Raw genomic sequence first — 11747 nt, forward strand, 5'->3', positions numbered from 1 at the left:
CGCTGTTCCGAGCGCGCGGGGAACGCGCTAGACCTTTGCCGGAGACGCCATCGGAGACCCCAATGCCCGACGCCCTGCCCGGCCTGTTCCTCGGCCAGTCCGACGCCGCCCAGCCGGAAAACCTGCTGTTCAATCGCGCCAACCGCCACGGCGTCGTCGCCGGCGCGACGGGCACCGGCAAGACGGTCACGCTGCAGATCATGGCCCAAGGCTTTTCCGACGCCGGGGTGCCGGTCTTCTGCGCCGATGTGAAGGGCGACCTGTCGGGCATCTCCCAGGTCGGTGCGCCGAACGAGAAGCTGCTCGCCCGCGCGACGGAGATGGGCCTGACCCTGACGCCGCGCGCCGCCCCCACCGTCTTTTGGGACCTGTATGGGCAGAAGGGGCATCCGATCCGCACCACGGTGTCGGAGATCGGCCCTGTGCTGATGGCGCGGATGCTGAACCTGAACGAGGTGCAGGAGGGCGTGCTGACCGTCGTCTTCCACGTCGCGGACAAGGAAGGCCTGCTGCTGCTGGACCTCGACGATCTGAGGAGCCTGCTGGTCTATGTCGGCGAGAACGCCGAGCGGATCGGGCGCGAGGTCGGCAATGTCGCCCCCGCCTCCATCGCCGCCATCCAGCGCGCGCTGTTGCAGATCGAGCAGCAGGGCGGCGACGCCTTCTTCGGCGAGCCGGCGCTGAAGCTGGAAGACATGATCCGCGTCGGCCTGGACGGCCGGGGCCAGGTCAATGTGCTGGATTCGACCCGGCTGATGAACAGTCCGCGCCTGTATGCGGCCTTCCTGCTGTGGCTGCTGTCGGAACTGTTCGAACAGCTTCCAGAGGTGGGCGATCCGGAGAAGCCGCGCTTGGTTTTCTTCTTCGACGAGGCCCACCTGCTATTCAACGACGCCCCGCGCGCTCTGTTGGAAAAGGTCGAACAGGTCGTGCGCCTGATCCGATCCAAGGGGGTCGGGGTCTATTTCGTGACGCAGAACCCGGCCGATATCCCCGACAGCGTCCTGGCCCAGCTGGGCAACCGCATTCAGCACGCGCTTCGCGCCTATACGCCGTCCGAACAGAAGGGGCTGAAGGCGGCCTCACAGAGTTTCCGCGCCAACGCCGCCTTCGACACGGCCGAGGCCATTCAGGGTCTGGGCGTGGGCGAGGCCTTGGTGTCCGTGCTGGACGAAAAGGGCGCCCCGACCATCGTGGCCCGCACCAAGATCCGCCCGCCGGCCTCGCGCCTGGGTCCGGCGACCGATACCGAGCGCGCCGCCGTCATGGCCGCCAGCCCGGTGCGGGGCCTTTACGAGCAGGTGCTGAACCGCGAATCCGCCGCCGAAATCCTGGCCAATCGTCACAGCGCCGCCGATCAGGCTGAAATCCAGGCCCAAGTTCAGGCCAAGGCGCAGGCCGAGGCGGACAAGGCGGCCGCCATCCAGGCCAAGGCCGATCAGAAGGCCGCCGAAGCGCGGGCGAAGGCTCAGGCTCAGGCCGAAGCGCGGGCGGCGCGCGAGGCCGCAAAGCCTACGCGCCGGTCCACCCGCGAAACGCCGGTCGAGGCGCTGACCAAGTCGGTCCTGCGCACGGCCGGATCGACCCTGACCCGCGAGCTGATGCGCGGTCTGCTGGGCGGGCTGAAGCGGCGCTAGGTTCCGCTCGGGTCTTGCAACGGGGCGGGGGGGAGCGCATCTCCCGCCCATGTTCATCCAGACCGAACCCACGCCCAATCCCAACGTGCTGAAGTTCCTGCCCGGCCGCGACGTGTCGCCGAGCGCCGCGCTGGAATACCGCACCATCGACGAGGCGACGGCCTCTCCGCTTGCGGAGGCGTTGTTCGAGTTGGAAGGCGTCGATGGCGTCTTTTTCGGCGCGGACTATGTTTCGGTGACCCGCCAGCCGCAGGGTCCGGAGTGGTCAGAGATGAAGGCGCCGATCCTGGGCGTCGTCATGGATCACTTCGTCTCGGGTCAGCCCCTGACGCGCGGCGCCGGCGGCGAAACCGACGGCCATGCCGAGGACGACAGCGAGATCGTCGCCGAGATCAAGGCCCTGCTGGACAGCCGCATCCGCCCCGCCGTGGCCCAGGACGGCGGCGACATCCTGTTCGATTCCTTCGACGAGGCGACCGGCGTACTGAACCTGCGGATGCGCGGCGCCTGCGCCGGCTGCCCGTCGTCGTCGGCGACCTTGAAGGCCGGGGTCGAGCAGATGATGCGCCACTACGTGCCCGAGGTGACGCGGGTCGAGCAGACCCTCTGATCGACCGGACGGTTTTCGTCCTCGCCAGACACGCCGACGGGCGCCATCTTAGGTTGATGCCCCGTTTCGTTCCCGACCCTGAAGTTCTACGCCTTGGCGAGGCGCTCGCCGCCCTGCGTCGCGAACGCGGCTTGTCTCAGGCCGAAGCCGGCGCGCGCGTGAACATGACGAGCCAAGGCTGGGGCCTTTACGAGTCCGGCCGACGGCCCGGCCTGTTCCGACCTGACGTCCAGCGTCGCCTCACCGCCGCCCTGGACGCCAGTCCCGACGCCCTGGCCTTGCTGGCGTCCGGCAAGGCCGAGCCGACGCAAACACCGAATCCGACAGGGGTGCAAAGCAGAAGCCGCGCCTTCGACGGTCGATCAATGGGCTTGCACCGCATCCAGATTTGCAACGAAGACCTTTCCCCTTGGGCCGAACCCGGCGTGCAACTGCAATACGAGCCGGATCTTTGGCCCCGGAAAGGCCAAGGCTGCGTGATCGAAATGTCGGATGGATCAACACGAGTGCGTCTGTTCGACTGGGCGAACGATCAGGAGATACATGTGCGGGGCGCCGGGGGGCTGGACCAGGAAGAGATCATAGAGCGCCGCCTGATCGCACGAACGTCCGCCGTTATCGCCAGATTGGAGAGATGAAACGAAAAAGTTGCATTCTCGGTTAGGTTGTGAAACGGTTCTGTCATGGGCAAGACGGATGTAGCAACACGCAAGACGGCACGGGCGGTCGAGCCTCTGGACGTTCTGGTCGGCGCGCGAATCATGGCGCGACGCACGGCTCTCGGGCTGTCTCAAACGGCGCTCGGCGAGATGGTCGGCGTCAGTTGCCAGCAGCTTCAAAAATACGAGGGCGGGAAGAATCGCATTTCGGCGGCGCGTCTGCATCGCTTGGCCATAGCCTTGGACCTGCCTGTCGAAACCTTCTTCCCGGATCGACCCGAGTCGAACGTCAATCCCGAGCTTGTCTTGATCCGATCTCTGGCCTCGACGCCCGAAGGCCGCGCCATGGCCGATGGCTTTTCCCGTATCGACGATCGCGCCGTGCGCCAGGCGCTGACACGACTGGTGGAGGTTCTCGCCAGAGCCGCCTAGAAGACGCCCATGAGACTTCTGGTGATCGATACGGCGCTCGGCGCCTGCACGGCGGCGGTGTTCGAGGACGATCGCGCGCTGGCCGTGCGCTTCGAGCCGATGACCAAGGGGCATCAGGAACGGATCGGCGGCCTGGTGCGCGACGTCATGGCCGAGGCGGGCGGCAGTTTCGAGAGCCTGGACCGGATCGGCGTCACGGTCGGACCGGGCTCGTTCACCGGTCTGCGCGTCGGTCTGGCCTTTGCCCAGGGTCTGGGCGCGGCGCTGGATCGGCCGGTCGTGGGTCTGTCGGCGCTGGACGCGCTTGCCGCCTCGCTCGCCAATCAAGACGGCCCCATTGCAGCCCTGATCGATGCGCGGCGCGGTCAGGTCTATGCGCGCCTCTGCGCCGACGGCGCGTCCCTCGGCCCCGATGAAGCGTTGTCGCTGGAAGAGGCTGCGCGGCGGATCGCCGACATCGGACCGGGCGTCGCCCTGGTCGGCAATGGCGCGGCGGTCGTGACCCAGGCCTTCCCCGATCTGCCCTTCGCGCATATGGACGACCGGGTCGCACCGTCGCCGCAGGCGCTGGCGCGCCTGGCCGCCTCAGCCGATCCGGCGACCCAGCCGCCCCGTCCGCTCTATCTGCGCGCGCCCGACGCCACGCCGCCCAGCCGCCTGCCGGGCCAGCCGCGCCAGCCCGCGCCGTGACGGCGGCGAACCCCGCCTCACTCGCCGCCCTGCACGCCCAGGCCTTTGCCGCGCCGTGGGGCGCCGACACCTTCGCCGATCTGCTGTCGCAACCGGGCGTGCTGGCGGTCAGCGAGCCCGACGGCTTCATCCTGATCCGCACCGTGGTCGACGAGGCGGAAATCCTGACCCTAGCCGTGGTCCCGCCCGCGCGCCGCCACGGATTGGGGCGGCGTCTGGTCGAGGCGGCGGCCGTCGCTGCAGCCCAGGCCGGCGCGACGCGGCTGTTCCTGGAGGTCGCCGACGACAATGTCGCCGCGCGCGGCCTGTATGAGCGGACCGGCTTCGATCCGATCGGTCGCCGCAAAGCCTATTATGCGGGCGCCGACGGATCGCGGACCGATGCCGTGGTGATGAGCCGCGACCTCTGTGCGCCGCCTGCCAACCTGACGCTTCCCTGATGCGATCCAAGCCCCTATTCTAGGCGCATGGACCGGATCGAAAAACTCTGCGCCGAGCGCGGCATGCGTATGACCGAACAGCGCCGGGTGATCGCCCGGGTGCTGTCCAACGCCGCAGACCACCCGGATGTGGAAGAGCTGTATCGCCGCGCCTCGGCCATTGATCCGCACATCTCCATCGCCACCGTCTATCGCACCGTGCGCCTGTTCGAAGAGGCGGGCGTGGTCGAGAAGCACGACTTCGGCGACGGCCGCAGCCGCTATGAAGAGGCCGGCGACGACCATCATGACCACCTGATCGACACAAAGTCGGGCGAGGTGATCGAATTCTTCGACGCCGAGATCGAGCGGCTGAAGAACGAGATCGCGGAACGGCTGGGCTTCCAGCTGATCGGCCACAAGCTGGAGCTCTATGGCGTTGCGATCGAGGGCGCCGAGCCGTCCAAGCGCGAAGGTCTGATCTTCACCCGCCATGCGGCGCGCGTCGATCCCGCCGATGTGGATGCGGGCTGACGCTCGGCTTGTCGCGACGCTTGCGGGCGATCATAAGCCCACGATGACCGATATCCTGGTTCCTCAAGTCGAGACGGCGCCCGAGAAGCGTCTGTTCATCAAGACCTACGGCTGTCAGATGAACGTCTATGACTCCGAGCGCATGGCCGATGTGCTGCGCCCGCTGGGCTATGGCGTCACCGACGACGTAAAGGCCGCCGACTTCGTCATCCTGAACACCTGCCACATCCGCGAGAAGGCGGCTGAGAAGATCTATTCCGAGCTCGGCAAGCTGCGCGAGATGCGCGATATCCGGCGCGAGACCGGCGGGGACCTGACCATCGCCGTCGCCGGCTGCGTCGCCCAGGCCGAGGGCGAGGAGATCATGCGGCGTCAACCGGCCGTCGACATCGTCGTCGGTCCCCAGGCCTATCACCAACTGCCCGAGCTTCTGACCCGCACGGCGCGGGCGCGGGGCGAGCGGATCGGCGCCGACTTCGCTCCCGACGACAAGTTCGACGCCCTGCCCGCAGCCCGCTTCACCGAGGGGCCGACCGCCTTCCTGACGGTGCAGGAGGGTTGCGACAAGTTCTGCACCTTCTGCGTCGTGCCCTATACGCGCGGCGCCGAATGGTCGCGACCGATGGCGGCGGTGCTGGAAGAGGCGAGACAACTGGCGGATCGGGGCGTGCGCGAGGTCACCCTGCTGGGCCAGAACGTCAACGCCTATGACGGCGAGCGGCCGGACGGGCGCAAGGCGACCCTGGCCGAACTGGCCTATGCCCTGGCCGAGATCCCTGGCCTGGACCGCATCCGCTATACGACCAGCCATCCCAACGACATGGCCGATGAGTTGATCGCCGCGCATGGCGATCTGGACGCCTTGATGCCCTATCTGCACCTTCCGGTTCAGGCGGGGTCGGACCGGATTTTGCGGGCGATGAACCGCAAACACGGGCGTCAGAAATATTTCGACCTGATCGACCGGATCCGCGCTGCACGGCCCGATATCGCCATCGCGGGCGACTTCATCGTCGGCTTCCCCGGTGAGACGGATCGGGAGTTCGAGGACACGCTGGATCTGGTGCAGCGTGTGAACTACGCGGGGGCCTTCGCCTTCGCCTATTCGCCGCGACCAGGCACGCCGGCGGCGGGCATGGGCAAACAGGTGGAGCCGGACGTCGTCAAAGACCGACTGCATCGCCTGATCGCCCTGTTGACGGAACAGCAGACCGCCTTCAATGCGGCTCAGGCCGGCCGGACGCTGAACGTCCTGTTCGACAAGCCGGGACGGCACGGCCACCGTCGCCAAGCGATCGGTCGATCCCCATATCTTCAATCGGTCCATGTCGATAGCGCGGATCATCTGATCGGGCAGATCGTTCCGGTCGAGATCATCGCCGGCCAGCAGAACAGTCTGTCAGGCCGGCTCATAGCAGACGGGCTCAAGCAGCCGGGTCCCGCAGGCTCGGCGATAGCCCAAAAAGAAAAGGCCGCTTGATGGCGCGTGAGTCTGAATTCGTCCCCTTGAACGATGCCGAACTGCGGGCGGTCATCGGGCCGAACAGTCGCCACGTCGCCCTGATCGAGGACGCGTTCAAGGTCCTGGTCGAGGCTCCGGGCGGCGGGGTCTCCGTCAACGGCGGCGCACGCGACCGCACGGACGCCCGCCAGGTGATCGAGGATCTGGCCAAGCGCGCGACCCTGGGCGCCGAAGTCACCGAGGCCGACGTGCGTGCGGCCCTAGGCCAGGCGCGCGGCGGTCGCGGCACGCCGGGCATGGCGGCGGCGGGCGTGTCGCTGCCGGGCGGCAAGCGCGGCGCCATCGTGCCCAAGACCAAGGCGCAGGCCGCCTATCTGGACATGCTGGGCCGGTGCGAACTGAGCTTCGGCGTCGGCCCGGCGGGCACCGGCAAGACCTTTCTGGCGGCGGCCTATGGCGCATCGCTGCTGCGGCGGGGGCAGGTGGACCGGCTGGTCATCACCCGTCCGGCGGTCGAGGCGGGCGAGAAGCTGGGCTTCCTGCCCGGCGACCTGAACGAAAAGGTCGATCCCTATCTGGCGCCGATCTGGGAGGCGCTGAATGACATTCTGGGCGCCGAGGACGTGCAGCGTCGCCGCGACAAGGGCGAGATCGAAGCCGCCCCCATCGCCTTCATGCGCGGCCGCACGCTGAGCCACGCCTTCGTCATCGTCGACGAGGCCCAGAACACCAGCCGCCTGCAGATGAAGATGGTGCTGACACGCCTGGGCGAGGGCGCGCGGATGGTGGTGACGGGCGACCCGTCGCAGATCGACCTGCTGAATCCGCGCGATTCCGGCCTGGCCCACGCCCTGCGGATCCTGGACGGCGTCCAGGGCGTCGGCATCCTGAAGTTCGAGGCGTCTGACGTGGTGCGTCACGCCATGGTCGAGCGGATCGTGCGCGCCTATGACGCCGACGCCGCGCGCGGACGCCCCGCCCCGGACCTCGAAGACCTCGCATGATCGAGATTGAAATCGAGGCCGAGGCCTGGACCGCCGCCCTGCCGGACACCGAGGCCGTCGTCGAACGCGCGGCGCAGGCCGCGCTGGGCGCCGTGCAGGGCGACACCGTCGTCCTGCTGACCGACGACGCCGCCGTGCGCGAGTTGAACGGCCGCTTTCGCGACAAGGACAAGCCGACCAATGTCCTGTCCTTCCCCGCGCCGGAGAACGCCTTTCCGCATCTGGGCGACATCGTTCTGGCTTACGGCGTCTGCGCGACCGAGGCCGAGGCGCAAGGCAAGCCCTTGGCCGATCATCTGAGCCATCTGGTCGTCCACGGCGTGCTGCACCTCTTGGGCCGCGACCACGAAGACGACGCCGAGGCCGAGGAGATGGAGGCCGAGGAGCGCGACATCCTGGCCCAGATCGGCGTCGCCGACCCCTATCTCGCCGAGCAGGACTGACCCGATGTTCCCCGACGCCCTGCTGGACCGTTTCGCGGCCCCGATCCGCGCCCTGCCCGACAGGAAGCGCGCCCTGACGTGGCGGCTGATCCGCATCGTTCTGGCGCTGCTGGCCGGCGCCGGGACGGCCTTTGCTCATCCGCCATTCGGAGTGCTGATCGGGCTTTTGGGCTATCCGCTGCTGATGATCCTGTCGGAGCGGTCCGACACGGCGCGCGGCGCCTTCTGGATGGGGTGGCTGGCGGGGTTCGCCTATTTCTTCGTCGGCTGCTGGTGGGTGGCCGAGGCGTTTTTCGTCAATCCTGAACAAGCGTGGATGGCGCCGTTCGCGGCCAGCCTGCTCCCGGCGGGCCTGGGGCTGTTCTGGGGGACGGCCTGCGCCCTCTATCGTCGGTTCGCGCCGCTGGGCGCCGTGCGGGTGCTGTTGTTCGCCGCCCTGTTCTGCGCGGCCGAATGGTTGCGCGGGCATGTGCTGACGGGCTTTCCGTGGAACCCGGCCGGCGCGACCTGGCGCGCGGGCGGCGGCATGTCCCAGTTCGCATCGGTCGTCGGCGTCTATGGGCTGAGCCTGGTGACGGTGGCGGCCACGGCGGCTTTCGCGCCCCTGATCGGGCCGGGCGACAAGCGCAGCCGCCTGATCTCCGCAGGCCTGGGCGCCTTGGCCCTGATCGCCGTCGGCGGCTTCGGCGCCGTCAGGCTGGCGCAATCGGACCTTCAGTTCACCGACACGGTCGTCCGCCTGGTTCAGGCCGATGTGAAGCAGGAGACCAAATGGTCGCCCGAGGCCTATCGCTCCATCGTCGATCGCTATGTCGCCCTGACGGGTCAGGCGGCGGCGCGGACGCCCAACGTCGTGGTCTGGCCTGAAGGCGCCCTGCCCGCCTCGGCCAACGACGTCTTCGCCTCCGCCGACGCCCAGGCCATCGCGGGCGCCCTGCGTCCCGGACAGACCTTGCTGATGGGTCTGGCGCGCGGCGCGCCGGACCTGACCGCGCCCGAGGGCGCGCGCTATTACAACAGCCTGTTCGCCCTGGCCGACGAAGGGGGGGCGGGTCTTCGGGTCGCCGCCGTCTATGACAAGCACCGGCTGGTGCCGTTCGGCGAATACCTGCCCCTGGGGTCGATCATGACGTCCATCGGCCTGCGCAGCCTGGTGCACATGCCCAGCGACTTTTCCGCCGGACCGACGCCGGCCCCGATTTCGGTTCCGGGCGCTCCGCCGGCGCAGGTGCTGATCTGCTATGAGAGCCTGTATCCCGGCTTCACGCCCGGCGCGGCTGGACGCCCCGAGTGGATCGTCAATGCGTCGAACGACGCCTGGTTCGGCGCGACCTCGGGCCCGCGCCAGCATCTGAATCTGGCCAGCTATCGCGCGATCGAGACCGGCCTGCCCATCGCGCGCGCCACCCCGACGGGCATTTCGGCCATGATCGACCCGTGGGGACGCATCGTCGAGGGTCAACGGCTGGAGCCGGGCGTCATGGGCGTCATCGACGCTCCCCTACCCCGTCCGACGGGCGTCACGCCCTATGGTCGATTTGGCGATTTCCTGTTCTTTTTCTCAATGCTAACAGCGTTCATCCTGTCCTTGTGGCCGTCGATCCGGCGATCTAGGGTCCAGGGAAGTCGAGTGGCGATCTAGGTGAAGGGTGACGGCGATGGCGCGTGAAAAGGACGAGGATCCGCACCCCGTCGATCGCCACGTCGGCCGTCGCGTTCAGGAAAAGCGTCTCGACCTGGGCCTGACCCAGACCGCCCTGGCCAAGGCCGTCGGCGTCAGCTTCCAGCAGGTGCAGAAGTACGAGAAGGGCACGAACCGCGTCTCGGCCTCGAAACTGTTCGAGATGGCCGAGTTCATGAAGGTCGGCATCCCCTTCTTCTTCGACGGCTACAGCAGCGCGACGGTCGGGGTCGCCGAAGAGGCGCCCGCCTTCGACCACGAGCATCGCCCCACCAAGACCAGCGTCGAGATCACGCGACTGGCGCCCCGCCTGCCGGCGCGCAAGCAGAAGCTGATCCTGGACATGATGCGGGATATGCTGGGCGACGACGACGCCCAGGACTGAGATCTAGCCGACCGCGACGATCTCAGCCGACTGACCAGCCACCGTCACCTCGTCGCCGACCCTTTTGCCCATGACGGCGCGGGCCAAGGGCGAGACATGGCTGACCGAGCCGGCGGCCGGATCGGCCTCGTCCTCGCCGACGATGCGCCAGGTCTGGGCGCGCCCGTCCTCGCGCTCGATGGAGACCGAACCCCCGAACCGCACGGCCCCGTCGTCTTCACTGGGCTCGACCAACTGGGCCGAGGCGCGCCGGGCGGACCAGTAGCGCAAGTCCCGCGTCGCGCGGGCCATGGCGGTGCGGTCGCTCTCGATCGAGCCTTGCACCTGGGCGGCGGTATAGGCGGCGCGGGCCGAGGCCAGTTCGGCCTCGATCGCGGCCAGCCCCTCGGGCGTGACCAGATTGGGATGGGGCGAGATCGGGCGGTCCGCCAGGTCGGCGGCGGTGGCTTCCAGATCTTCTTCGCGGGTGAAGGCAACGCTCATGACACGGAACATAGCGATGACGACGCCTATAGCCAGCGCGGCCGCAAGCGCGCAAAGCCACGCCATGCAACAGTCGCCCCGTCTTACGACCTCTCGCACCGTTCATGTGATCGGCGCCGGCCCAGCAGGGCTGATGGCGGCCGAACGGCTGGCGCAGGCAGGGGCGACGGTCGTGGTGCACGACCGGATGCCGTCCGTGGCGCGCAAGCTGCTGATGGCCGGGCGCGGCGGTCTGAACCTGACCCATTCGGAACCGCTCGATCGGTTCCTGACCCGCTATGGCCCCGCCCAGCCGACGGCCGCCGCCTGGATCGACCAGTTCACGCCTGCCGACCTGACCGCCTGGGTCGAGGCGCTGGGGCAAGAGACCTTCGTCGGCTCCAGCGGGCGGGTGTTTCCCAAGACCATGAAGGCTTCGCCGCTGGTGCGGGCCTGGCTAGCGCGGCTGGAGGCGCAGGGCGTCGAGATTCGCACGCGCTCGCGCTGGACCGGTTGGCGCGACGGCGCGCTGACATTCGAGACGCCGGACGGGGAGCGACTGGAACGACCCGACGCCGTGGTCCTGGCTCTGGGCGGCGCCAGCTGGCCGCGTCTGGGCTCGGACGGCGCCTGGACGCCGTGGCTCAAAGCGCAGGGCGCCGCCGTGTCGCCGTTCCGGCCAGCCAATGTCGGCTTCGACGTCGCCTGGTCGGCGTTGTTCCGTGATCGATTCGCGGGCCAGCCGCTGAAAGGCGTCGCTATCGCCCATGGCGAGCGGACCGCGCGGGGCGAGGCGATGATCGCCCGCTACGGCATCGAGGGCGGGGTCATCTATGCGCTGTCCGCGGCGCTGAGGACGGCGGTCGAGACCGAAGGGCGCGCCGAGATCCAGATCGACCTGAAGCCCGATGTGGCGATCGGAAAACTGACCGACCGGTTGTCGAAACCGCGCGGCAAGGCCAGCCTGTCGAACCATCTGCGCAAGGTGGCCGGACTGGAGGCGGCCGCCGTGGCCCTGCTGTATGAGGCCGGCCCCCTGCCCGCTTCGCCTCGGGCCTTGGCCGAGCGGATCAAGGCCATGCCGCTGACCCTGACCGGCGTTCAGGGACTGGAGCGGGCGATCTCCTCGGCGGGCGGCGTCAAACTGGACGGCGTGGACGAACGGCTGATGCTGATTGCGCGACCGGGGGTCTTCGTCGCCGGCGAGATGCTGGATTGGGAGGCGCCGACCGGCGGCTATCTGCTTCAGGCCAGCTTCGCCTCCGCCGTCGTCGCGGCCGAGGGCGTCATCGACTGGCTCGACAGCCGGAACTGAGAAAGGCAGGGTCG

The 11747-nt window shown here is 68.4% G+C and carries 14 protein-coding genes; 13 read left to right on the forward strand and 1 reads right to left on the reverse strand.

Features of this window, described 5'->3' with window-relative positions; genetic code table 11:
* Positions 1-62 precede the first annotated feature (62 nt).
* The 12 genes from LG306_RS01295 to LG306_RS01350 are packed head-to-tail and all read left to right on the forward strand — an operon-like array spanning position 63 to position 9956.
* Entirely contained in the window at positions 63-1637 is a 1575-nt protein-coding gene (locus tag LG306_RS01295) for a helicase HerA-like domain-containing protein (RefSeq protein ID WP_404417403.1), read from the forward strand.
* Between the two features lie 49 nt (positions 1638-1686).
* Positions 1687-2247 (forward strand): NifU family protein, encoded by a 561-nt coding sequence (locus LG306_RS01300; RefSeq protein ID WP_404417406.1) that lies wholly within the window; start codon positions 1687-1689, stop codon positions 2245-2247.
* 56 nt (positions 2248-2303) lie between these two features.
* On the forward strand, positions 2304-2885 hold the full coding sequence (locus tag LG306_RS01305) for a helix-turn-helix domain-containing protein (protein WP_404417409.1): 582 nt from the start codon (positions 2304-2306) through the stop codon (positions 2883-2885).
* 45 nt (positions 2886-2930) lie between these two features.
* Entirely contained in the window at positions 2931-3338 is a 408-nt protein-coding gene (locus tag LG306_RS01310; RefSeq protein ID WP_404417411.1) for a helix-turn-helix domain-containing protein, read from the forward strand.
* Between the two features lie 9 nt (positions 3339-3347).
* A complete protein-coding gene (gene tsaB / locus LG306_RS01315) occupies positions 3348-4028 on the forward strand; it encodes a tRNA (adenosine(37)-N6)-threonylcarbamoyltransferase complex dimerization subunit type 1 TsaB (RefSeq protein ID WP_404417414.1) in 681 nt (226 codons plus the stop codon).
* A complete protein-coding gene (locus LG306_RS01320; protein WP_404417417.1) occupies positions 4025-4468 on the forward strand; it encodes a GNAT family N-acetyltransferase in 444 nt (147 codons plus the stop codon). Before tsaB ends, LG306_RS01320 begins: the two co-directional genes overlap by 4 nt.
* 27 nt (positions 4469-4495) lie before the next feature.
* Complete coding sequence (locus LG306_RS01325; protein WP_017505496.1) at positions 4496-4981, forward strand: Fur family transcriptional regulator; 486 nt, start codon at positions 4496-4498, stop codon at positions 4979-4981.
* A 43-nt stretch (positions 4982-5024) separates the two neighbouring features.
* Entirely contained in the window at positions 5025-6461 is a 1437-nt protein-coding gene (gene miaB, locus LG306_RS01330) for a tRNA (N6-isopentenyl adenosine(37)-C2)-methylthiotransferase MiaB (RefSeq protein WP_404417420.1), read from the forward strand.
* Entirely contained in the window at positions 6461-7447 is a 987-nt protein-coding gene (locus tag LG306_RS01335; RefSeq protein ID WP_404417422.1) for a PhoH family protein, read from the forward strand. The genes miaB and LG306_RS01335 overlap by 1 nt, the downstream gene beginning before the upstream one ends.
* On the forward strand, positions 7444-7890 hold the full coding sequence (ybeY, locus tag LG306_RS01340; protein WP_404417425.1) for an rRNA maturation RNase YbeY: 447 nt from the start codon (positions 7444-7446) through the stop codon (positions 7888-7890). The genes LG306_RS01335 and ybeY overlap by 4 nt, the downstream gene beginning before the upstream one ends.
* A gap of 4 nt (positions 7891-7894) precedes the next feature.
* Positions 7895-9532: an apolipoprotein N-acyltransferase gene (gene lnt, locus LG306_RS01345; RefSeq protein ID WP_404417428.1), complete on the forward strand. Its 1638-nt coding sequence runs from the start codon at positions 7895-7897 to the stop codon at positions 9530-9532.
* A gap of 16 nt (positions 9533-9548) precedes the next feature.
* Entirely contained in the window at positions 9549-9956 is a 408-nt protein-coding gene (locus tag LG306_RS01350; protein ID WP_404417431.1) for a helix-turn-helix domain-containing protein, read from the forward strand.
* Between the two features lie 3 nt (positions 9957-9959).
* Here the strand turns inward: LG306_RS01350 and greA are convergent, their stop codons facing one another.
* Positions 9960-10439 (reverse strand): transcription elongation factor GreA, encoded by a 480-nt coding sequence (gene greA / locus LG306_RS01355; RefSeq protein ID WP_295215526.1) that lies wholly within the window; start codon positions 10437-10439, stop codon positions 9960-9962.
* 64 nt (positions 10440-10503) lie between these two features.
* Here greA and LG306_RS01360 point away from each other — a divergent pair, with 64 nt between their 5' ends.
* Positions 10504-11733, forward strand: coding sequence for a TIGR03862 family flavoprotein (locus LG306_RS01360; RefSeq protein WP_404419614.1), 1230 nt, complete (start codon positions 10504-10506; stop codon positions 11731-11733).
* Positions 11734-11747: the final 14 nt, after the last annotated feature.

Origin of the sequence: Brevundimonas vesicularis (assembly GCF_044807075.1) — a bacterium.
GTDB lineage: Bacteria > Pseudomonadota > Alphaproteobacteria > Caulobacterales > Caulobacteraceae > Brevundimonas > Brevundimonas vesicularis_G.